This is a genomic window from uncultured Maribacter sp. (genome assembly GCF_947495965.1).
In the GTDB taxonomy this organism is placed as follows: Bacteria; Bacteroidota; Bacteroidia; order Flavobacteriales; family Flavobacteriaceae; genus Maribacter_B.
In genome coordinates this window covers 172,708-198,886 of the sequence record NZ_CANMBB010000007.1, presented here as the reverse complement: position 1 = coordinate 198,886, position 26,179 = coordinate 172,708, and the positions used below count along the sequence as shown (strand labels likewise).

The 26,179-nt window shown below is 31.4% G+C and carries 26 protein-coding genes; 10 read left to right on the top strand and 16 right to left on the bottom strand.

What is annotated here, in order from left to right; genetic code table 11:
- From Q0820_RS13840 to Q0820_RS13810, 7 genes are all read right to left on the bottom strand, one after another.
- The coding region (locus tag Q0820_RS13840) for a hypothetical protein (RefSeq protein ID WP_298488347.1) at positions 1-3,473 on the bottom strand (3,473 nt) is incomplete at its 3' end.
- A gap of 298 nt (positions 3,474-3,771) precedes the next feature.
- On the bottom strand, positions 3,772-4,041 hold the full coding sequence (locus tag Q0820_RS13835) for an OmpA family protein (protein ID WP_298488345.1): 270 nt from the start codon (positions 4,039-4,041) through the stop codon (positions 3,772-3,774).
- Positions 4,042-4,429: 388 nt separating this feature from the next.
- Positions 4,430-5,857, bottom strand: coding sequence for an HD domain-containing protein (locus Q0820_RS13830; RefSeq protein WP_298488355.1), 1,428 nt, complete (start codon positions 5,855-5,857; stop codon positions 4,430-4,432).
- 1 nt (position 5,858) lies between these two features.
- Positions 5,859-6,431, bottom strand: a complete 573-nt coding sequence (locus Q0820_RS13825; RefSeq protein WP_298488343.1) for an L-threonylcarbamoyladenylate synthase — start codon at positions 6,429-6,431, stop codon at positions 5,859-5,861.
- A 1-nt stretch (position 6,432) separates the two neighbouring features.
- A complete protein-coding gene (locus Q0820_RS13820) occupies positions 6,433-7,302 on the bottom strand; it encodes an N-acetylneuraminate synthase family protein (RefSeq protein WP_298488341.1) in 870 nt (289 codons plus the stop codon).
- Positions 7,292-8,464: an acylneuraminate cytidylyltransferase gene (locus tag Q0820_RS13815; RefSeq protein ID WP_298488339.1), complete on the bottom strand. Its 1,173-nt coding sequence runs from the start codon at positions 8,462-8,464 to the stop codon at positions 7,292-7,294. Before Q0820_RS13815 ends, Q0820_RS13820 begins: the two co-directional genes overlap by 11 nt.
- Before the next feature lie 12 nt (positions 8,465-8,476).
- Positions 8,477-9,520 carry a glycosyltransferase family 52 gene (locus Q0820_RS13810; protein ID WP_298488337.1) on the bottom strand — a complete coding sequence of 348 codons (1,044 nt, stop codon included), beginning with the start codon at positions 9,518-9,520 and terminating at the stop codon, positions 8,477-8,479.
- 77 nt (positions 9,521-9,597) lie between these two features.
- On the opposite strand from Q0820_RS13810, the gene Q0820_RS13805 reads away from it, so the two are divergent.
- Positions 9,598-10,410 (top strand): glycosyltransferase family 2 protein, encoded by an 813-nt coding sequence (locus Q0820_RS13805; protein ID WP_298488335.1) that lies wholly within the window; start codon positions 9,598-9,600, stop codon positions 10,408-10,410.
- Here the strand turns inward: Q0820_RS13805 and Q0820_RS13800 are convergent.
- Together Q0820_RS13800 and Q0820_RS13795 are read right to left on the bottom strand one after the other, a co-directional pair.
- Entirely contained in the window at positions 10,392-11,186 is a 795-nt protein-coding gene (locus Q0820_RS13800) for a glycosyltransferase family 2 protein (RefSeq protein WP_298488333.1), read from the bottom strand. The two genes, Q0820_RS13805 and Q0820_RS13800, sit on opposite strands and share 19 nt — an antisense overlap.
- 239 nt (positions 11,187-11,425) lie before the next feature.
- Positions 11,426-12,241, bottom strand: coding sequence for a 2,3,4,5-tetrahydropyridine-2,6-dicarboxylate N-succinyltransferase (locus tag Q0820_RS13795; protein ID WP_298488332.1), 816 nt, complete (start codon positions 12,239-12,241; stop codon positions 11,426-11,428).
- 101 nt (positions 12,242-12,342) lie between these two features.
- Between Q0820_RS13795 and ruvX the strand changes: the two genes are divergently transcribed.
- The 3 genes from ruvX to Q0820_RS13780 are packed head-to-tail and all read left to right on the top strand — an operon-like array spanning position 12,343 to position 13,825.
- Positions 12,343-12,753 carry a Holliday junction resolvase RuvX gene (gene ruvX, locus Q0820_RS13790; protein WP_298488330.1) on the top strand — a complete coding sequence of 137 codons (411 nt, stop codon included), beginning with the start codon at positions 12,343-12,345 and terminating at the stop codon, positions 12,751-12,753.
- The gene (gene def / locus Q0820_RS13785; protein WP_298488328.1) at positions 12,753-13,343 is read left to right on the top strand and encodes a peptide deformylase; all 591 of its coding nucleotides are present in this window, start codon (positions 12,753-12,755) and stop codon (positions 13,341-13,343) included. The genes ruvX and def overlap by 1 nt, the downstream gene beginning before the upstream one ends.
- Positions 13,344-13,402: 59 nt before the next feature.
- Positions 13,403-13,825 carry a DUF5606 domain-containing protein gene (locus Q0820_RS13780; RefSeq protein ID WP_298488326.1) on the top strand — a complete coding sequence of 141 codons (423 nt, stop codon included), beginning with the start codon at positions 13,403-13,405 and terminating at the stop codon, positions 13,823-13,825.
- Between the two features lie 70 nt (positions 13,826-13,895).
- Here the strand turns inward: Q0820_RS13780 and Q0820_RS13775 are convergent, their stop codons facing one another.
- Both Q0820_RS13775 and Q0820_RS13770 read right to left on the bottom strand, forming a co-directional pair.
- Positions 13,896-15,512, bottom strand: a complete 1,617-nt coding sequence (locus Q0820_RS13775) for a family 20 glycosylhydrolase (RefSeq protein ID WP_298488324.1) — start codon at positions 15,510-15,512, stop codon at positions 13,896-13,898.
- A 6-nt stretch (positions 15,513-15,518) separates the two neighbouring features.
- A complete protein-coding gene (locus tag Q0820_RS13770; protein ID WP_298488322.1) occupies positions 15,519-16,166 on the bottom strand; it encodes a GDSL-type esterase/lipase family protein in 648 nt (215 codons plus the stop codon).
- 160 nt (positions 16,167-16,326) lie between these two features.
- On the opposite strand from Q0820_RS13770, the gene Q0820_RS13765 reads away from it, so the two are divergent.
- Complete coding sequence (locus tag Q0820_RS13765) at positions 16,327-16,659, top strand: DUF2853 family protein (RefSeq protein ID WP_298488320.1); 333 nt, start codon at positions 16,327-16,329, stop codon at positions 16,657-16,659.
- Positions 16,660-16,787: 128 nt separating this feature from the next.
- Here the strand turns inward: Q0820_RS13765 and Q0820_RS13760 are convergent, their stop codons facing one another.
- From Q0820_RS13760 to Q0820_RS13750, 3 genes are read right to left on the bottom strand one after another with little or no spacing between them, the layout of a single operon-like run.
- Complete coding sequence (locus tag Q0820_RS13760) at positions 16,788-18,062, bottom strand: TRAP transporter large permease (RefSeq protein WP_298488318.1); 1,275 nt, start codon at positions 18,060-18,062, stop codon at positions 16,788-16,790.
- A complete protein-coding gene (locus tag Q0820_RS13755) occupies positions 18,059-18,517 on the bottom strand; it encodes a TRAP transporter small permease subunit (protein ID WP_298488317.1) in 459 nt (152 codons plus the stop codon). The genes Q0820_RS13760 and Q0820_RS13755 overlap by 4 nt, the downstream gene beginning before the upstream one ends.
- A 4-nt stretch (positions 18,518-18,521) precedes the next feature.
- A complete protein-coding gene (locus Q0820_RS13750) occupies positions 18,522-19,514 on the bottom strand; it encodes a TRAP transporter substrate-binding protein (RefSeq protein ID WP_298488315.1) in 993 nt (330 codons plus the stop codon).
- Between the two features lie 127 nt (positions 19,515-19,641).
- Between Q0820_RS13750 and mazG the strand changes: the two genes are divergently transcribed.
- The 5 genes from mazG to Q0820_RS13725 all read left to right on the top strand — a co-directional run bounded on the left by mazG (position 19,642) and on the right by Q0820_RS13725 (position 24,346).
- Entirely contained in the window at positions 19,642-20,415 is a 774-nt protein-coding gene (mazG, locus tag Q0820_RS13745; RefSeq protein WP_298488313.1) for a nucleoside triphosphate pyrophosphohydrolase, read from the top strand.
- Positions 20,416-20,481: 66 nt separating this feature from the next.
- Positions 20,482-21,858, top strand: coding sequence for an MATE family efflux transporter (locus Q0820_RS13740; protein ID WP_298488311.1), 1,377 nt, complete (start codon positions 20,482-20,484; stop codon positions 21,856-21,858).
- 30 nt (positions 21,859-21,888) lie between these two features.
- Positions 21,889-22,116 (top strand): hypothetical protein, encoded by a 228-nt coding sequence (locus Q0820_RS13735; RefSeq protein ID WP_298488310.1) that lies wholly within the window; start codon positions 21,889-21,891, stop codon positions 22,114-22,116.
- Positions 22,117-22,121: 5 nt separating this feature from the next.
- Positions 22,122-22,691, top strand: a complete 570-nt coding sequence (locus Q0820_RS13730) for a phosphatase PAP2 family protein (RefSeq protein ID WP_298488308.1) — start codon at positions 22,122-22,124, stop codon at positions 22,689-22,691.
- Positions 22,688-24,346 carry a glycosyltransferase family 39 protein gene (locus Q0820_RS13725; RefSeq protein ID WP_298488307.1) on the top strand — a complete coding sequence of 553 codons (1,659 nt, stop codon included), beginning with the start codon at positions 22,688-22,690 and terminating at the stop codon, positions 24,344-24,346. The genes Q0820_RS13730 and Q0820_RS13725 overlap by 4 nt, the downstream gene beginning before the upstream one ends.
- On the opposite strand, the gene Q0820_RS13720 is transcribed toward Q0820_RS13725, so the two are convergent.
- Positions 24,343-25,215: a lysylphosphatidylglycerol synthase transmembrane domain-containing protein gene (locus Q0820_RS13720; RefSeq protein ID WP_298488305.1), complete on the bottom strand. Its 873-nt coding sequence runs from the start codon at positions 25,213-25,215 to the stop codon at positions 24,343-24,345. The two genes, Q0820_RS13725 and Q0820_RS13720, sit on opposite strands and share 4 nt — an antisense overlap.
- Positions 25,199-26,158, bottom strand: coding sequence for a glycosyltransferase family 2 protein (locus tag Q0820_RS13715; protein WP_298488303.1), 960 nt, complete (start codon positions 26,156-26,158; stop codon positions 25,199-25,201). Before Q0820_RS13715 ends, Q0820_RS13720 begins: the two co-directional genes overlap by 17 nt.
- Positions 26,159-26,179 lie beyond the last annotated feature (21 nt).

Sequence of the window (26,179 nt, the reverse complement as noted above, 5' to 3'; positions counted from 1 at the left end):
TCGGTGTCTGTGTTATATGGATCTGTACCATTGGTATCTTCCATACCATTATCAACACCATCCGCATCACAATCTGCATTTGCCCAAGTTATATTGGTTGCATCATACCCAGTATACCCTGCTGCTTGTGTTGGAGAACAAGGATCTAGTGGGTTAATATCTGTATTATCAGGAACGCCATCACCATCGGTATCTGTATTATAAGGGTCTGTACCATTAGTATCTTCAGTACCATTAGTAACACCATCTCCATCACAATCAGCTGTTGCCCAAATAGCATTACTAGCATCATAACCCGTATAACCGGTTGTTTGTGTAGGATCACAAGGTTCTTGAGTATCTGTATTATTTGCTATTTCGGTTTGGTTATCAATACCATCACCATCACAGTCTGCTGTATTCCAAGAGGTGCTAGGTGTTTCTGTTGCACTATCAATATCGTAGCTACATAAATCTAGCGGGTTTGTACCATCAACAGTTATTTCCCAACCATCTTTTACACCATCCCCATCAGAATCAGGATTTGTAGGATCTGTACCAGCAGAAGCTTCTTCAGCTTCTGTTAGTCCATCATCATCACAATCGCTTGTGCTTAAAGGAGTACCTCCGTTAGAACTACAATCATCTAAAGGATCCGTACCATCTGTATTAATTTCTGTACCATCATCTATACCATCCCCATCGCTATCTGCTTCATTCGGATTTGTACCTGCAGCTGCCTCCTCATCATTGGTAAGTCCGTCATTATCACAATCATTTGTCCCTTGCGGTTGCCAATACTGGTCACTTGAAGGTTGACATGGGTCATTAACCGTTGCAGGTGTTTCTGCAGCATCACACACATTGTCACCATCAGAATCTATACACGCAGGAATTTCTACATAAAATATTGCGGTGGCACAGATAGTACCATTACAAACACGATAATCTATAGAAACCGTAGAGAAATTTTCACTTATTGGTGCCGTATAGGTAATTTCTCCTGTTGCGTTATTAATAACGACTGTACCAGAAGCGGTACCTGTACCTAAATCTGTAATGGTACTACCCACTAAAAAGTCGTCATTATTTAAAACATTAAATGTTTTTGCAATAGTTACACTTGCTGTGGTAAAATCATCAGTTGCAGTTGGATTAAATGGATTAGGATCATTACCATTTACATTACCATCGGCATCACAATCTGCTGCTGCCCAAACGGCATAATTCTCATCTGTGCTTTCACGTTCCGTTGGTGTAGTTACAGAACAAGGGTCTGCAGGGTCTGTACCGTTTGCTATTTCCGTTCCATTATCTTCGCCATCGCCATCGCAATCTGTTGTATTCCATATTGGGTCAACATTAGCTACTACTTGGTTTGTACTGTACACACAAGCATCGTTAGGGTCTGGATCTGTTACATCTGGGTCGCCATCGCCATCATCATCATTGTTTTTTATGGTAATAGTTTCTTCTAAATCATCAGCAGTTTCATTAGAATCTACTTGATCTTGTGTGTTTGACACTGTATTTGTAATCAAAACCTCTCTTATTGGAGACTCAATTGCATCAGGTATGGCAACTATGGTTAAAGTTTGTTTTTCTCCACCTGTCATTGTACCTAAACTCCAGTTTGGAGAAGACCAAGTTCCAGAAGAAGGTGTTGCACTAGATAGCGTTAAACCAGTAGGTAAAACATCGTTAATTACAACATTAGTAACATCGTGTACTCCTAAACTTTCTACAGTTATAGTAAAAGTAACGTTCTCTTCTTCTGAATAGGTTGATTTATTTGCTGTTTTTGTTACCGCTATATCTGGGTTACAGTAATATATATTGATAACATTAGAATCGTAAAAACAACCACCTGAAGAAACTTCAACATAATAATCACCAAGAGTAGTTGGTGTATAAGAAGAAAGATTTGCACCAGGAATTAATTCTCCATTTTTATACCATTGGTAGGTGTCAAAAGTATTTGTTAACGTAATTTCACTCCCTACACAACCGTCCCCCGAAATGGTATAATCTACTACGGGAACAGTATCAAAACCAGAGAAATAACCTCCAATACCTAAGGCACCGCTTAGCCCAACAACACCAACAGCTATTGGTCCTGAAGACATTACAGAAACATTTCCTGTTAAGTTTGGTAAATAAAAACTTTTCCAAGGTAACCCGGATGCATTTTGACTAGGAGGTAAGGTAACTGTACCAGACCCATCTGTAACAGTTATATTACTGTCTAAAGTAGTAGTAGAGGCTAAAATGGTTAAACCACCATTAATATCTACTCCAGCTAAATCTTCAATAGTAGCTATATTACTAAGAGTGTTTGGTAATAAACAATTTACTGGTGCTATAAAATTAAGCCCATTTGTAGCTACACTTGTACTGCCAGCTAAGGACTGGTATGCGTATACATTGTTAGAAGTAGTTACGGTAAGATTACTTCCAGGAGCAGTTCCCGAGTAGTTAGAGCCAGGTATTACAAAAAACTCTCCATCGTTTATTGTTGCTATAGGAGTAGAAGAGCCATTTACAAATATATCCGTTCCGTTTACCGTTCCGATAATAATAGGAAATTCTAAAGAGTTACTTCCGCCACCTCTAATGAAAACATATTCTCTACCAATTACATCTATAGGTACGGGTTGGTCTAAACCTGCATCTTGCAAGTTAGTACCAGAAACTACCCCAACTAAGACATTACCATTACTAATAGCAATATCTTTATCGGAAGCAATGTCGGCACCCAACCAGCCATATCTGTTTGCGTTAGTATCGTTAGCTGTGTTTTGGTTGTTTCCAATATTTTCTAGTACATAACTTTCGCCTTTATCTAATGTAATGGTTATTGTATTGCTAGTTATTCCTCTTGCATTTGTTCCTTGTCTAAATGCACAATCTGGATCGTAGTCTGATATAACAATGCTAGTATTATCTTCGGTTGCCATAATTCCTAAAGCAGCATTATAAATACTTCTATTGTGTAAAAAAGGAACACCACCCCATTTAAAGTGTTTTCCTAATCCAATTCTTCCTTTAGAGGTTAAAGATGCACCTTGAACATCATTTCTACCTCTATAATTTACATAGAATTTTTCTCCTCCTGGTGCTTCTAATCGCAAACCAGCATTAGATTGAATTGTACCAACTTGTGCATCTGGTAACATAGTTATTCCATTATCACTACTAGGTAATGTATAAATAAAAGGTGTTGTATTAGAGACAGAAACTGTTGTTAAAGGAACAGCAGATGTACCTCTGTAAATGTTAACATTAAATGCTGCGGTCTCAGGGGTTGATAAATAAACAGCCTGATCACGCATGTGGTTGCCAGTTTGTGTAAGTGGGGGCAAATAATGTAAATCACTTAATTGAGCTTGTATTTTTTGAGAGGTAACTAAAACAATAATTAATATTACTAAAGTATTTATTTTCTGTACTATTTTTTTTGTTTTTGAATGTACTGAGGGGGATAATTTTATCATGATTTTAATCTCTACGTATTAAATTTTAAAGTAATTTAATTATTAATTGTAATAATAAGGCTACATAATTGTAGTACATCCAAATATAATTTAATAGGTTTTTTTTAAAAATTTAATGTTGTGAATATAAGAGAGTGTGTATGTGTAGCTAGAGAGTTTTGTTTTGTGTACTAATTTGAAAGTATAATTAATATAGGTGTTTTAAGTGATTTTTGATAGTATTAGATATTATAAATTAAGGTAGAAAATCTAAATTTTCTACCTTAATTCTGTATTCTAATCCTATATTTAGGTTTGACTATTTTGTTACAATAAATTCAGACCTTCTGTTTTGTTGATGTTTCTCTTTAGAACAAATAACCTCATTACTACATTCATTGGTGAGTTCTGTTTCTCCAAACCCTTTGTGCGATATTCTTTCTTTAGCAATCTCTTGAGATATTAGATAAGCAGCTGTGGCTTTAGCTCTGCGTACCGAAAGGCCTTCATTATACCAGTTATTTGCACGAGAGTCTGTATGAGAACGTACTTGTACGTGTACTTCTGAGAATTCTCTAAGGTATGCCAATACTTTTCCGTACTAATTTTTGCATCTTCTCTGATAAAAGCTTTGTCAAAATCAAAATATATTGGTTCAATGTCTAAGTACTTAGCAAGGTCAGTTCTTATAGGAGCAGCTTTTCTAGTTTTTTCTAGAATTCAGTCTAATCTTTTCCATATAAATGGGAGATGAATGGTTTATGTTATTTTATGTAAAACTACTTTTTATGTAAGAAAAATAACATAAAAAATACGCTTTAGACAAGTATAGAGACTAAATAAAAAACGAATAATTAATTATTTTAGGTTTAAGGGGAAGTGTATTTGAAAAATAAGTAAATCTTGTCGTTTGTTATTTTTATTAAAAGTGTTTTTTATAAATGATTATAAACAGGAGGTTTTAAAAGAATTTTACGTTATTGTTTAGTGCTTGAAAGACCTAGTGATTCTCCTTTTTGTAGCATAAAATCATAAGCATCTTCATAACTATTTGCAATTTTGCCTTCTAAAATAGCTTCTTTAATGGCATCTTTAATAATTCCAATTTCTTTAGAAGGTTGTAGTCCAAAAACATTCATAATCTCTTCTCCAGAGATAGGAGGTTGAAAGTTTCTTATTTTATCTCTTTCTTCAACTTCAACTATTTTTTGGCGAACAATTTTAAAGTTGTTTTTGTATTTTTTTTGTTTTCTAGCATTCTTAGTAGTAATATCCGCTTCACATAGCGTCATTAGGTCTTCTATATGGTCTCCAGCATCAAAAATTAACCTTCTTACTGCAGAATCAGTAACAAAATCTTCAGATATTACAATGGGACGAGAACTCATGAGTACAATTTTTTGTACAAATTTCATCTTGTCGTTTAAAGGCATTCTAAGTCTTTTAAATAATTTGTAGACCATTTTGGAACCTACAAACTCATGTCCGTGAAAGGTCCAGCCAATTTTTTTATGAAATTTTTTGGTAGGAGCTTTACCTATATCATGTAGTAATGCAGCCCAACGTAACCATAAATTATCTGTAGTTTTGGCTATATTATCTACAACTTCTAAGGTATGCCAAAAGTTGTCTTTGTGTTTTTGTCCTTCTATTTCTTCAATACCTTGTAACGCCACAAGTTCTGGAAGAATAAAAGGTAATAATCCAGTTTTATGTAATAAAGCTAATCCAATAGAGGGAGTTTTACTTGCTAGTATTTTATGAAGTTCATCTACAATACGTTCTTTAGAGATAATTTTTATGCGATTTTTATGTTCCGTAATAGCATCTAAAGATTCTTTTTCTATTGTAAAGTTTAATTGTGTAGCAAAACGTATGGCACGCATCATTCGTAAAGGGTCATCGGAATACGTTATGCCTGGTTCTAAAGGTGTTTGTATGCTTTTTTGTTCTAAGTTTTTTATTCCAGAAAAAGGGTCTACTAAGTTTCCAAAAGACGTTTTGTTTAAAGAAAGCGCTAGAGCATTAATAGTAAAATCTCGCCTTTTTTGATCGTCCTCTAATGTTCCATTCTCTACCACAGGTTTACGACTGTCTCTATGGTAGCTTTCTTTTCTAGCACCAACAAATTCTAATTCTAAATTTTTGTATTTGATCATGGCGGTACCAAAATTCTTAAATACAGAAACTTGAGGGTTGTTAGGTAATAAAGATGCTACTTTTTTTGCAAGCTCAATACCACTACCAACAGTTACAATATCTATATCTTTATGTGATCCTCTTTGTAGTATAAAATCACGTACATAGCCTCCAATAACATAGGATTCTAATGCTAATTCTTCTGTAGCTTGGGATAAAATTGTAAATATTGGGTCTTGTAAAGCGGTTTTGTAATTTTCTTGCATTTTATTCACGAATCACTTTCACCTGTCCGTCATTACTTAATTTAATAATAGAAGATGGTGATCCAAAATTTTGTTGTGGCTGCAAATTTACAATATAGTCTACACCTTTTAAAATTACATCGCTAATTTCATTTCTGCTTTTAGGAGTCGGTTTACCAGAAACGTTTGCAGATGTAGAAACAATTGGTTTTTTAAACTTGTTTATTAAATATTGACAAAATTTATCGGAAGCTATTCTTACAGCAAGTGTATTATCTTCTGCAATTAAATTTTTAGCAATGCCTTTTGGATTGTCGTAGATAATTGTGGTTGGTTTTGTAGCCAAATCAATAATATCAAAAGCTAAATCCGGTACTTTCTCAATATGGCGTTCTAACATAGCATCATTACCAACCAAACAAATTAAAGCTTTACTGTCTTCTCTTTGCTTAAGGGCATATACTTTTTTTACGGCTTCTTCATTTGTAGCGTCGCAACCTATACCCCAAACAGTATCTGTAGGGTATAGGATAAGACCACCGTTTTGTAATACATCAACAGTTTTTTTAAGTTCTTGACTAAAATCTTGACGCATTTTATTTTTTATATTTCAATTTTTCTCTTTGTACCGATTCAATGTCTAAAATATCTTTTTCTTTATAAGTTAAAGCATCATGAGTAGCATTTAAATCTCTACAAAGTTTTCGTAATCCCATAGGTTCTAAAGACGCTGAGTGGTCAGTTCCTTTCCAGGTTCTATCTAAAGTAAAATGTCTTTCTATTACATGAGCCCCTAATGTATATGCAGCTACATCAACAGCTATTCCTAAATGATGTCCAGAAAAACCAATACTTTTAACTTTATCTCCATACTTTTTTTGAAGTGTTAGAATATCTAACAGGCATATATCTTTAAAAGGGACTGGATAGCCAGAGGTACAATTGTAAACTACTAAATCTTGATTTCTACCTTTTTTAGAGAAAAAAGCAACAATTTCATGAATTTCATCTTTAGTAGTCATTCCCGTAGAAATATGAATCTCACCAGGGTAATTGTCACACAACCATTCTAACATTTCAAAATGGTTATTACAGGCAGAAGGTATTTTTATAAAATCTGGCTCAAGACTAGCTATTTCTTTTGCAGAGGTGGTATCCCAAACAGAAGTAGAATAAGTAATGCCTACTTCTTCACAATAACTTTTTAATATTTTATGTTCCTCTACACTAAATTCTAAAAATTCTCTATGAGCACCATACGTATTACCATAAGAATTTATTGGGTTTGGGTGCGGCGCATTATATTGCTCTTTAGTTAATAATTCTTTATTATTTCTTTTTTGAAATTTTACAGCATTAGCATTACCAAAAACTTTAGAGATGTAAATTAGTTCTTTCGCTATTTTTAAATCACCTTTATGGTTACATCCTATTTCTGCAATAACATACGGTTTTTTATATTCCATTAAATCTTAAGTTATAATTTATTATAAATTCAGAAGCCTCTCGTATTGCTCCTTTGGCAGAAGTATTATTTAGTATTATATCTGCATTATATTTAATTGGTTTTGTTGCGTTATTTGGGCATAAAGACCATCCGCAACGGAGCATATTACTTAGGTCGTTTACATCATCACCTACATATGCTATCTCTTTAGATGAGATATCCCTATCTAACATTATTTGTTGTAAGAAAGAGTATTTATCTTTAATACCAAGGAATACATCTTCTATTTTTAATTTTTTCATTCTTTGTTTTACGACTTCAGAATTTTCAGAAGTCATCACCATTACTTTTACATTGTTTTGTCTTAATATTTCTAACCCCATTCCATCTCGCATATCAAAGACCTTAGATAATTCGCCATCTTTACTAAAATGCACATTACCATCTGTAAAAACTCCGTCTACATCTAATACAAGGTAGTTTATTCTTTCTGCAAATTTATTTAGTTTAAAATTAGAAACTAGTAATTGCTCAATAATTTTCCAATCAGTTTCAGAGTCTATCTCTACAAAGCTATTCTCGGGCATTTCTAAAGTAGCAATATTACCATTTAGTCTGTTTTTTGATTCTAATAAACCTTTTTTGTTAGTGCAATATATAGCTCCGTTTTCAATTAATAATCCTTCAAAATCTTGTCTTCTAGGTCTATTTTTGTAATCATAATTAAGACTTTTTCCTTCTTTAGACCATATAAACCTATGTGTTTTTACAACGCTAAGTACAGAATCTATATCTGCGTTTTCTAACTTTAATAAAGCTTCGTTAATATTTTCTTTTTTAGTTAAGGGGGAAGTTGCTTGTAGTAGGCAAAAAATATCGAACTCTAAATTTACGGAATCGCAAAATTCTAAGATGGCATCTTCTGTAGAGGATGTATCTTCTGCATTTTCTGGAGACCTTTTTATACATTGTACTTTAGATGACCATGAGAAATTGGTGTTTACATAATCAATAATTTCCTCGTCATCTGTGAAAACATAAACAAAATCTAGCTTAGAAAAAATAGCTTCTGCCAAAACCCAAGTAAATAAGGGTCTACCTAATAGTTTTTTTTTGTTCTTATTAGGAATTCCTTTTGAATTTTTTCTAAGAGGTATAAAACCTACCGTTTTTTTTTTCATTTTATTAACTTTCTATGAATTGTCTGTCATTTGTTTTATTAACTCCTTAGTTCCTCTGGCTGTAAATTTATCTAAATAATCTTTACCTAGAAAGAAACGCTCCTTAACAATTTCTAAATTAGAAAGTGCAGTTGAAAAAAGAGTATACCCTTGTTTAAAATGAAATCCTTCTTTAAGTCCTAAAATTTCAATTGGAAAAAGTGCAGGAAGTATGGTAATGTCTGAAAAATATTTATCATACTGTGTAATTTCTCTTGGATGTACTTTTAGTACAATATTTAAATTAGACGGCACTTTAGATATTACATCTTTATAAATTTCAATTTTAGTTTCTTCGTTTTTAATTACTTGGTCTTCAGAAATTGGCTGGGTAAGAATTAGGGCATTATTATTCTTCTTTAATGTAAAAGAGGTTTTTGGAAGAAAAAGATTAAAAAGCTCATCTTTAATATCTTTATTTAATTTTGCTACTTCCTTTTTTATATTTAACTCAATTGCTTTTTTTAATAATGGTTTTGGTAATTTCTCTGGAAATTGAGCATAAATTTTTTCAGTTTCTTTATCAAACCCACCACCAATTAAAGTTTTTGTTATATACGTTTTTGCAAATAACTCAAATTTGGTACGCCTTTGCCTATAAGTATTTGCTCCATCTTCAATCATTGAAATTTCTTTAAACCCATATTTATATAAGAAATAACTTTTAGAGGAGTCAACATCACATAAATAAAGACTTGATATTTTAAGGAACTCTTTTTCTTTGACTAATTCAGGATGTTTTTTTTCTAAATAAGGTACTAGTTTTTCTTTTCGTTTAAAAGTATAATTAAATTTCCCTAAGTCATTTACATGTTCTTTTCGTTCAGAAATAATATAAACATCTCTAAAAAACCTTTTTTTTAAACTAGGTATTAGCTTTTCTATGTTTGGAGTACTTTCAATTAAAAAAAGAATATTTTCTCCTGTATTATTTATATTATATTGAGAGCTTCTAATAATATGTAAAATAGAAAGGTAAATATGATAAATAGTGGAACCTACATAGGTATGCTTCATATAAAGAATGAAATTTTTTGTTGGAAATGAACATCAAAAAAGTACATTTGTAAAAGTAGTAAAATTTAATCATTTTTATGAGTGCTGTTAGTGTTATCGTGAGTACATATAATCAACCTGATTGGTTAGAAAAAGTTCTTTGGGGTTTTAATTGTCAGACCTACAAGGACTTTCAAATAGTTATTGCTGATGATGGTTCTACAAAGGAAACTAAAGAATTGATTGAAAGAATAAAAGAAGATGTTGATTATGAAATTATACATGTTTGGCAGGAAGACAACGGTTTTCAAAAATGTAAAATTCTTAACAAGGCCATAGTAGCAAGCACATCTGATTATATAATTATGACCGATGGTGATTGTATTCCTAGAGAAGATTTTGTTCATGTGCACTATTTAAATAAAGAAGATGGTACTTTTATTTCTGGAGGATATTATATGTTGCCAATGAATATATCTAAAGCTATTACTAAAGATGATATAATAAAACAGAACTGTTTTAATATTAATTGGTTAAAAGAGAAGGGGTTACCAAAAACATTTAAGAATAACAAATTAACTGCAAAAGGATTTATTTCTAGATTGTTAAATACTTTTACACCAACAAATGCAAGTTGGAATGGTCATAATTCCTCTGGTTGGAAAAAGGATATTTTAAATGTTAACGGTTTTGATGAGCGTATGCAATATGGAGGGGAAGACCGAGAATTTGGAGAGCGTTTATTTAATTTTGGATTAAAATCTAAACAGTTACGATATAGTGCTGTTTGTGTGCATCTAGATCATAAGAGAGGGTATAAAACTCCTGAAGCAATTGCTAAAAATATGGTAATAAGAAAAGAGGTTAAACAAAAAAAGAGTGTTTGGACACACTACGGCATTAGCAAATAATAAGCTAATTCGTTCTTTTTTTCTAAACGTTTAAGTTCTTTGCTATACTCTAAAACTCCTAATGCGTTTAAATAACAAATAGTAATTCCTTTTTTGCCATCTAAAAAGCCTAAACGTAAAAAGTAGTGATTAAAAAATTTCCAAGTAGGTTTAAGCAAAAGCATTACGTATGTAAATTTCTTTTCACGATAAAAAGCTTCTTTGGCTTTTAGTTTACCATATTTAAGCATTTTACCTTTGTAATCCTTATAGTCTTTATAACAGTAATGTGTTAGTTTTTCTTTTAAGATTCCAGATGAACCATTAACTTCTAGGGTTTCATGTACAATTTTTTTGTCTGAAAACTGTGCTTTACTTTTTCTAAAAAGACGGTAATTTTTATCCGTCTGCCATCCGCTAAAGTGTAAAGGTTTATTTTGGTACATAAACTTTCTGTAAAACCAATAAGCTTCTTTAGTGTTGTTAGAATTAATAGTAGTAGTAATTTCAGTCTCTAATTTTTTAGAAACCACTTCATCTGCATCTAAAAACAATACCCAGTCATTAGCAGCTTGTTTTAAAGTAAATGCTTTTTGCGCTGTAAAATTTGAAAATGGGTGTTGAATTACCTTTACCTTAGGATGCTCAACTAAAAACTCGTAAGTGCCATCTGTACTATAAGAATCTACCACAATAATTTCATCGGCAAAGGAAACAGATTCTATACATTGCTGAATGTATCCTATTTCATTATAGGTGATTATTAAAGCGGAAAGTTTTTCTTTATTATTAGGCATTATTCTTACAATATATATTTATATTTTAGATTCAATTTTTATAAAAGGTTGCGCTTGTATACTATTTAATTATTGTTATAACGATAATCTTTTATAAAAAGTGTGTTTGTAATTAAAAAAGAAAAAACTTACACTTTTAGTAAGTTCCAAATCTATGTGTTTTTTATTTAAAAACAACTTTAATAAAAAAAACCCTACCTTAAAAAGTAGAGTTTTTATGTTTTTTTAATAGAAGTTTTCTAAACTGCTACATCATACTCACGTAATGCATCATTTAAAGAGGTCTTCTTATTAGTACTTTCTTTACGCTTGCCAATAATTAGGGCACAAGGAACATTATATTCTCCAGCAGCAAACTTTTTAGTATAACTTCCAGGAATAACTACAGAACGTGCAGGAACAACCCCCTTTGTTTCTACTGGCTTATCTCCAGTTACATCTATAATTTTTGTACTCATAGTTAAAACTACATTGGCACCTAAAACCGCTTCTTTTTCTACTCTAACACCTTCTACAACAATACAACGAGAGCCAACAAAAACACCGTCTTCAATAATTACAGGGGCAGCTTGTAAAGGCTCTAAAACACCACCAATGCCAACACCACCACTTAAGTGTACGTTTTTACCAATTTGTGCACAGCTACCTACAGTTGCCCAAGTATCTACCATGGTACCTTCATCTACATAAGCACCTATGTTTACATAACTAGGCATTAAAATAGTTCCGGGAGAAAGGTAAGAACCTTGGCGAGCAGAAGCTCCAGGAACAACACGAACACCTTGGCCAGCATAATCTGTCTTAAGAGGCATTTTATCGTGGTATTCAAATACACCTGCTTCTAATGTTTCCATTTTTTGGATAGGGAAATAAAGTACTACACCTTTTTTTACCCATTCATTAACTTGCCAACCGTCTGTAGTAGGTTCTGCAACACGTAATTTTCCTTTATCTAATAAATCTATAACTTTTCTAATAGCGTCTTGCGTAGCGTTTTCTTTTAATAGGTCTCTATTATCCCACGCTTTTTCTATAATATTTTGTAATTCTGTCATTTTGTTTCTAAAGTTTCAACAAATATAAGTGGAAGTATGGGAATACCTCTTTCAAATTTATAGTTATAACAATTTATCCTTTATTTTTGCCAAAAATTAATTTGGGAAGAATTTTAGCAATAGATTTTGGTAGAAAGAGAACTGGAATTGCAGTTACCGATGAATTACAGATAATAGCCTCTGGACTAACAACTGTGGCAACACATGATTTGGTTGCTTTTTTGCAAAAGTATGTTGCAGAAGAAAAGGTAGATGTAATTATTGTAGGGGAACCTAAACAAATGGATAATACACCATCGGAATCAGAAGCATATATAATTCCTTTTTTAAATAGATTAGCTAAAGTTTTTCCAAATATGCCAGTTGAAAGGCAAGATGAAAGATTTACTTCTAAAATGGCATTCCAAGCCATGATAGATAGTGGATTAAAAAAGAAGCAAAGAAAAAATAAAGCTTTAGTAGACGAAATTAGTGCTACTATAATTTTACAAGCATATTTAAACAGAAAGTAATGATATTACCAATTATAGCCTACGGAGACCCAGTGTTAAGAAAAGTTGGCAAAGAAATAGATAAAGATTATCCTAAGCTAGATACGTTGTTAGAAAATATGTGGGAAACCATGTATAATGCAAATGGAGTAGGTTTGGCGGCACCTCAAATAGGGCTTCCTATTCGTTTGTTTTTAGTAGATGCATCTCCTTTTGCAGAAGATGATGATATGTCTGCCGAAGAAAAAAAGCAATTAGAGGGATTTAAAAAAGCATTTATTAACCCCAAAATAATTGAAGAAACTGGAGAAGAATGGAGTTTTAATGAGGGATGTCTTAGTATTCCAGATGTAAGAGAAGATGTTTCTAGAAAAGATACGATACTAATATCTTATTTTGATGAAAACTTTAAAGAACATAAAGAATCTTTCAATGGATTGTTAGCTAGAGTTATTCAACATGAATATGACCATATTGAAGGAATACTTTTTACAGATAAGATATCTAGCTTAAAAAAACGATTGCTTAAGGGAAGATTAAATAATATTTCTAAAGGAAAAATTAAGGCAGATTATAGAATGCGTTTTCCCGAAATGAAAAAACGTCGTTAAATAGCTTAATTAATTAAAGTAAAAGTAGCATATTTGCGGTCTTAAAATTTAATAATAGTATGGGGTTAGATAAAATTTTATCCATTTCTGGTAAGCCAGGATTATATAAGTTGTTAACACAAACAAGAACAGGTTTTGTAGCAGAGTCTTTATTAGACGGAAAAAAGATAAGCGTTAGTTTGCGTAGCAATGTAAGTGTATTATCTGAAATTGCTATTTATACTTTAGATGAAGAATTACCTTTAAGAGAAGTTTTCTTAAAAATACAAGTAAAAGAAAAAGGTGGTAAAACTAGTGTTTCTCATAAAGCAGATAAAATAAAATTAGAAGAGTACTTTTTTGAAGTTTTACCAAATTATGATGAGGATAGAGTTTACGCTAGTGATATTAAAAAGGTAGTACAATGGTATAATTTGTTACATGAACAAGGTATTACAGATTTTGATGAGAAAAAAGAGGGGGACGCTTCTGAGGAAGAATAAACCAAACTTTATAAAAAGAAAAAGCCTTCATTATACCATAATGAAGGCTTTTTTTATGGAAAAATAATAATTAATCTTTTTCTATAATTTCATTGGTGTGTTTGCTTTTCTTCCAATCTATTAATTTAGATGGGTAATATTTTACATCCATACGATCTAAAAATGGTGCTTGGTTTCCTAAACGAACCTTATAATTTTCCCAATCTCTATTTTCTTTGGTACTCCAACTTAGTTCAGAATACCCAATAATTCTAGGAAAAGCTAGATATTCTAGTTCCTCTATAGTACTAATTGTCTCGGACCATAAGGGGGCTTCAATACCTAAAATATTTTCTTTTGGTATCCCTTCAAAATTTTCAGGTGTCCATTTGTAAGCAGTATCCACAGGAATATAAGCAGCCCAATGTAGCCCATGTTTAGAAAGAGTATCATATTCCATATCTAAGTACGCTTTTTCTGCAGGAGACATAATTACTTTCATTCCTTTTTTTACTGCTTTTTTAGCGTTTTTAGAGTGTTTCCAATATTGAGAAATAGAGGTAGAGTCTACATTTGCATTTACAATTTCTTCCCACCCAATCATTCTTTTTCCATGTGCTTGGACAATTTTTTCTACTCTATTTACAAAATAGATGTAATCTTTTTTCTTAGTTACATGGCTTTCGTCTCCTCCAATATGAAAATATGGCCCTGGAGTAATCGCTGAAATTTCTTTAACTACATCATTAATGAAGCTATATACAGTATCTTTTCTTGTGTTAAATGTGCTAAAACCAACACGCATACCTTCATATAGTTTAAGCGCTTTCCCATTACCATTTAAAATAGGGTAGGAGACAGATGCTGCATTAGTATGCCCGGGCATATCTACTTCAGGAATTATAGTAATGTATCTTTCTGCTGCGTAAGCAACAATCTCTTTGTAATCTTCTTGCGTGTAAAAACCTCCAGACTCACCGCCAACTTCTGTACTACCTCCAATTTCGGTAAGCTTGGGCCATGATTTTATTTCTATACGCCAACCTTGGTCATCTGTTAAATGAAGATGTAATATGTTTATTTTATAGTAAGCTAAAAGGTCTATGTACTTTTTAACATCTTTTACACTAAAAAAATGCCTAGCAACGTCTAGCATAGAGGCTCTATATTCAAAATTTGGAGCATCTATTATTTTTCCAGAGGCTATAGGCCAAATCTTATGTTCTGCTAGCGTATCGTTACTTACTTCGGGAATAATTTGCCTTAGTGTTTGTATACCTCTAAAGGCACCTTCTGCAGTATTAGAATTAAGGATAATAGAATCTTTGTTTATATATAATTGGTATGCTTCTGGAGTTTCTAGTTCTAAACTGTTTGATTTGTTTATGTAAATAACACGTTCTATAGTTTCTACTCCTTCATAATTTACAGGAATTTCTAGATTAATTTTTGATTTAATTTTTTTAGCAAGAAAATCACCAATATCTTCAAAACCTGCAGCTCCTTTTGTAGTATAAATTGCTGTGTGTTTGTCTAATCCAAAAGCATTATTTGTAGCAATTATTTTTAATGGTTTTGGAATTAGGTTTTCCTTAGACAAATCTGTTGCAGGAAATTTAATTCTTGGTTTTTGTTGTTTTTTACACCCTAAAACTAGTATTATTAGGATTGCAACTGTAGTTAGTTGACAAAAGTTTTTGAACTTCATTTACTTTTAGTTTAAGTGTTTTTTAATAACAGTATACCAAATATTATATCCTTCTTTATTCATGTGTAAGCCATCTGGACCAAATAAAGATTTATTTAGTTTTTTGCCATTTAACATAGGTTTCCAAACATCAGCAAAATGTATTAGGGGGTCTTTTTTGGTAATTCTATGTAGTTTTCTGTTTAGTTGTTTATATTTTTTTTTGAAATGCCATCTACTAATACTTGGCTTTGCAGAAATAAGAATAATATTGGTGTTAGGTTTTTTTGATTTTATTTTATGAATTATTTCTACCATATTTTTAATTACTTCTTTTGGCTTTTTTTCATAAGCAATATCATTGTCTCCTTCGTAAATAAATACTTTTGTTGGGTTGTAGTTTGTAATTAACTTGTCTGAAAAGTGTAATAAATCTCCAGATAAAGATGCTCCAAAACCAGTGTTTATTATTTGTTTATTGGGAAAAAGGGAGTCTAAATTTTTCCATAGTCTAATGCTGGAACTACCTGTAAAAACAGTAGTTTCTTCATTGGGATTCCATGTTGTTTTATACTTTTTTTGAAGGTTTGCAACTTCGTTATCAAATCTATTTTGCGCTTGTAAGAGGAAAATATTAAAAGTTAAAAGAAGAAGAACTACCAATTTTTTTAGCATCTATGTTTTAGGATTAAGAAAAATGTGTTTTATGTATAAAAATACAAACTAAAAAGGTTTCTAAGAATTAATATTTTTTTAGCAAAAAGGATGGCGTTTTTTTATGTTTTTTTTCTAATTTAATACATCAAAAATATTTTAACATAAAACCAATTCAATTATGAGTGAATTAGCAGAAAAATTAGCAAAATTAAAGGCAACAGCAGTTAGTCAATTAAATGATTGTGGTGTTAGCAGTATTGATCATGATAAGCTAGATGGGTATGTAAATAGTTTAAAGTCTATGGTGAATAACAAGGATGCTACATTGGTTTCAGGACAAGATGCTTCTGAGCTAGAAACAGTGCGTAGAAATTTTGTTGAAAAGAAATTAGGTGTTGAGGATAAAGACAAAGCTATGGCTGCAATACAAAGTGTTGCTTCTAAAATGTCTGGTATTAGAATGAAAAGTAGACCTGCATTTTATTATTTAGTACAAGAAGAATTAAGCTAGTAATTTAGAACAACCAATTAAATTAAAAGCATAAGCCATTCGTAAGAGTGGCTTTTTTAATACCTAACGTCAGTTATAATTATTTTTAGAATGTTATGTAGAGTTTATAATTTATTATGATAGTAGCGTTACTCTAAAATTAAGTTAGGAAGAGCTAAAGAAATTTCAGGAAATAAGGTTACTAAAATTAACACTAGAATACTAACAGCTAAAAATGGTAAACTAGCTTTACTTACTTTGCTTATAGATACTTTTCCAATGCTGGAAGCTACAAAAAGACAAATGCCTAATGGTGGTGTAGTTAATCCAATCATTAAATTTAAGAGTGCAATAATTGCAAAATGTATTGGATCTACCTCTACAGCTACAGCAACTTTTAATAAAATAGGAAACAGAATAAGTAATGCGGCAATAGTTTCCATGAAAGTACCAATAAATATTAATAAAAGATTTATTAGTAATAACACTACATATTTGTTTGTAGAGAATCCTAAAATTTCTGTAGATATAATTTGTGGTAGTTGCTCAGTAATTAAAATCCATCCAAAAAGGTTAGCAAAACCAATTAGCACCATTAAAGATGCGGAAGTTTTCATGGAGTCTAAAGTAATTACTGCCAAATTTTTAAGTGTAATTTTTTTATAAACAAAAGCACCTATACATAAAGCATAAATAACGGCTACTATAGAAGCTTCTGTAGGAGTAAAGACCCCACCAATAATTCCAAATAATATTATAAAGGTCATGAGTAGTGACCAAAAAGTGTCTACAAACCCTTTTGCAATTTGCTTTAAATTACTTTTGGGGTGTTTAGGATATTTTCTTTTGCGAGCTAAATAATAGGTTAATATCATTAGGCCAACACCTAGTAAAAGGCCAGGAATTGCACCAGCTAAAAATAATTTACCAACAGATAGTCCACTTAATGTTGCCGCGATAATCATAGGTACACTTGGCGGTATAATAGGTCCAACAGTGGAAGATGCAGCAGTTACGGCGCAAGAGAAATCGGCATCGTAACCTTCTTTTTTCATGGCAGGAATCATTACGGCTCCTATACTTGCTGTGTCAGAAACTGCTGTTCCAGATATTCCCGCAAATAACATGGAAGCTCCAATATTTGCTAATGCTAAGCCACCACGGATATGACCTAGTAAGTGGTTGCAAAAACCAATAATTTTAGCAGTTAACCCGCCTTGGTTCATTAAATTTCCCGCAAGAATAAAACCAGGAATACTTAATAATACAAAAACGTCTATCCCAGAATATAGCTTCATAGGAATTAATATTAGGGGTATTTTTTTAATTAGTAAATAAATTAAACAAGAAATACCTAAAGAAAAAGCGATAGGAAACCTTAATGCAAGGCAAACGGCAAATATTAAAATAACTGTCCAAATCATTTTTTTCTATTAAGAAGTTTTAAAAGGTCTATAAATGCGTAATAACTAATACTAATCCCCATAACTAAAATGCTACTAAAAGCTACTGCCATAGGTAGGCCTATGCTTGGGGAATTCTCTGGTATTCCAAGTAGAAAAAAGTGAATACTATAAAAGGCTATTAAAAGAAAAAGAATTAGCGTAGCAATATTACTGATGATTTCAATCTTGTGCCTTATTGTATTACTTAGTTTATTAAACAGGCCATCAAAAAAAACATAACTTTTATCTTTCATAGCAAGACCAGCAGCAAAACTTGTTGCATATATAAAAAAGAATCTTGAAGCTTCCTCTGTCCAAGAAGGTGGTTTTTCTATAAAAAAGCGTCCATAAATTTGAAAAATTGTTGTTATAACAAAACCTATAGTTCCTATAAGTGTGCCATATTTAAGGAGTCTAGTGATGTTTTTTTTCATATAATTAATTTCTGTCTGCTAGAATTTGATGATATACTTCTTGCATTTCAGGAGATAAACTATTGTATATGGCATCCTTACATTTTTCATTAAAGGCATCTTTATCAACAGTAACAAAAGTCATCCCTTTAGATTTTAATTCTTGTTGTACTTTTTTTTCATTTTCAATAAATAGCTCATGTTCATAGGTTTGCATGTCTGCAGCGCATTCTAAAAATATTTTTTTTAAATCTTCGGGAAATTTTTGAAACTGTTTTTCTCCAATAACGGGGTAGGTCCAACTTACTACATGAGAAGTAACGTTAAGATATTTTTGCACTTCAGAAAAACCTGCTGCTTTTATTAGTGCGTATGGGTTTTCTTGTGCTTCTATAGTGCCTTGTTGTAAAGAGGTGAAAACTTCTGAAAAAGCCATAGGTGTTGGTTTTGCTCCTAAGGCGCTCCAAGCAGTTACAAAAGAAGGTACATTTGGTACACGTACAATTAAGCCTTTTAAATCATCAGGATGCTTTATGGGTCTGTTTGCTGTTAAATGTCTTGGGCCACGTTGAAAATAACCTAATGTTCTTAGTCCTGTTGTGTTTAGCATTTCTGCTTCCATACGTTTACCAATAGGGCCATTAATTAGGTTTTTCATGTCTACCGAATCTCTAAGAAGAAAAGGTAGTTCGCAAAAAGCCATTACTTCTATCCAATTATTTAAGATAGATCCAGTAACTGTCATGTCTATTACTTCGGTCTGAATCATTCGTATTGCTTCAATTTCTTTTGCAATTTGTTCCGAAGAATAGTTTTCTAAAATTATTCTTCCATTAGAACGTTCTTCTAAAATTTCAGAAAAATATTCAAAAGCTTTAAACCAAGTATGTTGGTCATTAACTAGATGGCTAGACCGTAATAAGAATTCAGGTTCCTTTTTAGAGCCACACTGAACTAGTATTAAACATAAAAAAACACATTTTAAAATGTTAAAAAAATATAAGATTGCTTTTTTCAAAATGTTTCTTTAATGTGGTTGGTAATAAATTGGCAAAAAAATGTACAGAATACATTTAATTGCTAAAAATAATAGATTTTTATTGACATAACAAGAAAATAGGACTTTGTATCTTAGCAAAATGAAAATGAACTCCAGAGAAACGCAGTTAAAAGCTTTAGACAGGTTGTTAACTATAATGAATGAGCTTAGAGAAAAATGTCCATGGGATAAAAAGCAAACTATAGAAACTCTAAGACATCTTACTATAGAAGAAACTTATGAATTGGGAGATGCTATTTTAGATAATAATTTGGAAGAAGTTAAAAAAGAACTTGGAGATTTACTTTTGCATATAGTTTTTTATGCAAAGATTGGGTCAGAAACAGGTGCTTTTGATATTGCTGATGTTGCAAATGAGATTTGTGAAAAACTAATTCACAGACACCCACATATTTATGGAGATGTAAAGGTGGAAAATGAAGAAGAGGTAAAACAAAACTGGGAAAAATTAAAACTTAAAGAAGGAAAAAAAAGTGTTTTAGAAGGTGTGCCAAAAGGGCTTCCTGCATTAGTGAAAGCAAGTAGAATACAGGATAAAGTTGCAGGAGTTGGTTTTGATTGGGAAGAACCAAAACAAGTATTTTTAAAAGTTCAGGAAGAATTAGCAGAGTTGGAGGAAGAAATTCAGGCAGGAGATACTGATAAAATAGAAGCCGAATTTGGAGATGTTTTATTTTCTATGATTAATTATGCTAGGTTTTTAAAAGTAAACCCAGAAAATGCATTAGAAAGAACCAATAAAAAATTTATTGGACGCTTTCAATATTTAGAGAAAAAAGCCAAAGAATTAGGGAAGTCTCTAGAAGATATGACGCTTGCCGAAATGGATATTTTTTGGGAAGAGGCAAAAGGGCTATAATTTTTGCTATAAAGCCATTTAACCCTATAGTAAATCTTATCTTTGCCGCTTTAAATTAACAAAGTTTTGTTTAAAGATTATACCAAAGAATTTCGTTACAATATAAAGCTTTCTTTACCTGTAATTATGGGGATGTTAGGCCATACTTTTGTACAATTAGCCGATAATATAATGGTGGGGCAATTAGGTACTGCAGAATTGGCAGCAGTTTCTTTAGGGAATAGTTTTGTTTTTATTGCAATGTCTCTTGGAATTGGTTTTTCTACAGCAATTACGCCACTTGTTGCCGAAGCAGATGGAGCAGGAGAAAAAAAAGATGCTAAAAGTGCGCTTAAACACGGACTGTTTTTATGTACAATTTTAGGAATAACTTTGTTTGGTGTAGTTTTTTTAGCCAAGCCTCTAATATACTCTATGAAACAATCTAATGAGGTAGTAGTGCTTGCTATGCCTTATTTAACTTTGGTTGCTTTTTCTTTAATTCCGTTAGTTATTTTTCAAGCATTTAAACAATTTTCTGATGGTTTGTCGCAAACAAAATACCCAATGTACGCAACTATAATTGGGAATGTTATTAACATTATTCTTAATTACCTTCTTATTTTTGGAACTTTTGGTTTTCCTAAAATGGGAATAGTAGGAGCGGCAATAGGAACTTTAGTTTCTAGAGTAATTATGATTGTTTATATATGGTTTTTACTAAAAAGTAAAGATAAGTTTAGTGGGTATGTTACTAACTTTAATTTTAGAGTAATAGAAAAGAAGGTTATTAAAAAGATGATTTCTCTTGGCTTTCCTTCTGCATTACAAATGTTTTTTGAAGTAGCAATATTTACAGCTGCAATATGGTTAAGTGGTGTATTAGGTAAAAATGCGCAAGCAGCTAACCAAATAGCACTAAATTTAAGCAGTATGACATTTATGTTTGGTATGGGGTTAGGTGTAGCTGCTATGATACGTGTTGGGAACCAAAAAGGATTGCAAAATTTTAAAGAATTAAGAAGAATTGGGCAATCTATATTTTTCCTTACACTATTGTTAGAAATAGTATTTGCTATTCTATTTTTGGTATGTAGAAATTGGTTTCCAACTTTATATCTTGATGTAGACGATACTATTAATCTAGCAGATAATACAGAAGTAATTACTCTTGCAGCAAAACTTTTATTAGTAGCAGCTTTTTTTCAAATTTCAGACGGAGTGCAAGTTGTAGTTTTAGGAGCCTTAAGAGGCTTACAAGATGTAAAAATACCAACCCTTATTACTTTTATAGCTTATTGGGTTATAGGTTTTCCAATTTCATTTTATTTAGGATTGTATACAGATTTTAAGAGTACTGGTATATGGATTGGCTTGCTTACAGGTTTAACCGCTTCTGGTATTATGTTGTATATTCGGTTTAATTATTTAACCAAAAAATTAATAAGTTCTTCAGAGGCTTAATATAGAATCAATTATAATAAAATAGTTACCATGGAATTTCCAAAATTTTTATTAGGAGATAATACAGATTATCCAACAGCAATTTTTGTTGTGCATACAGAGTACCCAAGATTCATTATTAATTTAGAGGATGATGAGGTAGAATGGTTAGAAGAATTTACAAAAGAAGACCAAAAAGAATTGGAAGCAGAAGCAGAATCTTTAATTGAAGAAGCTTCAAAATTTTATGATAGAGAAGTTTCTAGATACGAAGAATAATAACTATGCTAGAGGAACTAGTACAATTAGATAAAGCTATTTTTTTATACTTAAATAATTTAGGAGTATCCACATGGGATTCCTTTTGGTTATTTGTAACTAACAAACTAAGCTCTATTCCTTTATATGTAGTATTACTTTTTTTTTCATATAAACAATTAGGGGTAAAAAAAACACTTTTACTGTTATTTGCTGTAGTTGTTATGATAGGTGTAACAGACCAATTAGCTAATTTTTTTAAATACGGGGTACAGCGCTTAAGACCTTGCCATGATGGTGAGATAAATACACTAATGCGTCTTGTGAAGAGCTATTGTGGTGGTAAATATGGGTATTTTTCAGCGCATGCAGCTAATTCCTTTGCGGTAGCTATTTTCTTTACCAACGTTTTAAAAACTAAATGTAAGTATTTAGCACTTTTTCTTTTTACTTGGGCTGCTTTGGTTGCATATAGTAGAGTGTATATTGGAGTACATTTTCCTTTAGATATTTTAACTGGTACAGGTATAGGATTGTTTTTAGGTTGGTTGTTTACAAAGTTATATATATTTGCACTTCAGAAATTTCCTATATGATATCTAACAAAAGATATTGGTTTTTTATGCTCCTAATAATTCTAGTGTATATAACTGGAATGTTTGTAACTCTTTTTGAGAATGATTCTGCTCAATTTGCTGTAATGGCAATGCGAATGGTGCAAGAAAATGATTTTCTTAATTTATTTAAAGGACCTAATGAGTATTTAGATAAACCTCATATGCATTACTGGTTGGCTGCATTGTCTTTTAAGGTATTTGGACTACATGATTGGGCATATAGAATTCCTGGAATATTAGCATCTTTACTGGGAGCATACAGTTGTTATGGTCTAGGAAACTTATTATATAACAAATCTACAGGAAAATTAGCAGCGTTAATTTTTATGACTTCGCAGACAATATTTTTGTCTAATATAGATGTTAGGACAGATGCTGTTTTAACAGGGTTTACCATTTTTGCAATTTGGAAGCTAACAGATTATATAGAAACAAAATCTATACGTTCTATAATTTTAGGAGCTTTTGGAGCAGCAATAGCTTTTTCTACCAAAGGGCAAATAGCTATTTTAGTTTTAGGTTTGCCTTTAATATGTCATATGGCATATTCTAGAAATTTTATGGCATTTTTAAACTGGCGAGTGCTTATAGCTTTAGTTGTTTTTGGTATATGTATAGCACCAATGTTGTATGCTTATTACCATCAGTTTGATTTGCATCCAGAAAAAGTAATTCGAGGTAAGGACCATAGAAGTGGTATCTTTTTTATTTTTTGGGAGCAAAGCTTTGAGCGTTTAAGTGGCGATGGAATTGGAAAAAATAGTAGTGATTATTTTTTCTTTTTTCATACATTCTTATGGGTATTTTTACCTTGGACGGTTGTAGGGTTAGTAGCGTATTGGAATAAGGCAAAAGAGTTTGTTCAGAATAAATTTAAAAAACAACCAAATCAAGAGTTTTTAACTTTAGGAGGAATTACAATAATCTTTTTAATTATAAGTTTTGCGCAATTTAAACTACCACATTATTTAAACGTAACCATGCCTTTATTTGCTGTTCTTACGGCATCATATTTAATACACTTATATGAGGTAAAAAAAGCGAAGACTATAAAAATAATTTTAGGAGTACAGTATTTTATATTAGGTATTGTTTTTATAGCATCTAGTTTATTTTGCTTTTTTGTTTTTAAGGATAAACCAATTTATGTGTGTATTGGATTACTAATAGTCGCTGCTATTATTTTATACTATTGTTTAAAAAGAGAGGCATACTATTATAGAATAATTAGTATTGCAGTTGGTAGTGCTATACTTTTAAATTTTGTGTTAAATACCCATTTTTACCCAAATCTGCTAGAGTATCAGGGAGGTTCTTCTATGGCTCAAAAAATAGAAGAGCACACTATTCCTGTAGATAATATTTATAAAATATCTTCTAAATTTTCTTGGTCTTTAGATTTTTATAATCAAAACCCTGTAGACATAACCACAATTAAAGAATTAAAAAACAAGAATAATATTTGGGTGTATTGTACTGATGCAGATTTGTTGAAAATAAAAGAATCTGGCTTAGATTGGGATAAGCAATTAACAGTAAAGCAATTTAGAATAACTAGGCTACAAGCTAAATTTTTAAACCCTGCAACACGTAAAAAAGTGCTTAATAAAATGCACTTAATTCATGTAGACTAATTCTTTTTTAGTTCCAATTTGGGTTTTTTAAAATGATATATTATACCAAAAAGAGAAACAAAAGCTGTTACAAAAAAAAATAGCATACTTACACTTATAGATACGGTTTCGTTTAAATTTAAAAGAGTTGCGCCGTAAAAAAAAGTAACCTCTCTACTTCCAATCCCACCAATAGTAAGTGGAATAACAGATATTATAGAAGAGATAAGGAAAATTAATAAATAACCTAAAATATTGGTATTAATACCTAGAGCTTTTAATAAAAGAAAAATACTTGCCAGTTGCGCTATTTGTACCAGTGCTGAAAAAATAAAAGAGGTCCAGAAAATTGGTAAAGTATAACTGAAAAACTTTTTATTTAGGAACCAAAATGTAATGATACTTAAAAATATACCTACAATACATAGTATTTTAAAATTTTGAAGCCAATCTATTTGTACAAAGAGAGCCAATATGCAGGCGTATATAAACAAAAGTAACAAACCACTTAAACGGTCTAATACTAAGACAGAGACTACTTTTTTTGTTACAACATTAAACTTCTTTTTAATCACATAGCCTTTGTATGCATCACCACCAATTCCTCCAGGTAAAAACAAATTATAAAACATACCTAGTAAGTATAGCTTTAGATTGCTTTTTTCGGATAAATTTATGTGCAATTGATGAAAATAAAGATTAAGCCTAATAGATGCAATTACCTTAGATAAAACAAATAAGAGTATAGCAACAGCAACATAAAAGAAATTTGCCTTTTTTAGTACTGTACCTATTTCTTTACTGTCTATTTTGGTGAAAATAAAATAGATTAAAATGGCACTAATAATAATTTTAAGTGCGGTAAGTACGTGTTTAGGAGGTTTTGTCACCTACAAATATTTTTTTAATTCTATAAGGGCGTTTGTTTTGAGATTCGTAATAGGTACGAATAAGAAGCTCCATAACAATACCAATAGTAAATAATTGTATCCCAGCAAAAATAAACATCATACCAGCTGTTAGTAATGGTCTACTACCAATATCTTCTCCAAGGCCAAATTTTATTATAAGTAAATAGGCGTTAATTCCTAATCCTGCAAATATTAAAAGAGCACCTATAATACCAAATAAATGAATAGGTCTTTGGAAATACTTACGTATAAAAAGCAGTAAAGCCATATCTGCAACCACCTTAAAAACACGCTCTAAGCCATATTTAGAAACTCCAGCATTTCTGGCATGGTGTTTAACAGGAACCTGTTTTATTTGAGCACCTTCTAGGTAGGCTAATAAGGTAATAAATCGGTGCATTTCGCCATATAAATTAAGCTCTTTAGCAATATCTTTACTAAATACTTTTAAAGCGCAACCATTATCTTTAATATCTAATTTTGTAACTCTCCTAACTAGAAAATTAGCTATTTTGGACGGTATTTTTTTAACTAAAGAATCTTTTCTTTTTTGTCTAATGCCAGTAATAAGGTCATATTCTCCAGAAACGGCGTAGGTTAGCATTTGAGGAATATCGCTAGGGTCGTTTTGTAAATCACCATCCATAGTAATAATATATTCCCCTTCTGCATAATCTAAACCAGCTGCAAGTGCTAAACTTTGACCATAATTCTTTTTTAATTCTATAAAATGAATCGTGTCATCTTGCATGTCTTTTACAACCTTTCTTGTTTTATCTGTCGAAAAATCATCTACATAAATAATCTGGTACGTATAACCAACCAAGCTTTCATGTATTTTTTGTGTTAATAAAACAACATTGTCTTCCTCATTATATAAGGGAACAACAATAGATAATAAAGAAGAAGTAACTGGCTCCATTTATTTAATTTAAAATCGGGG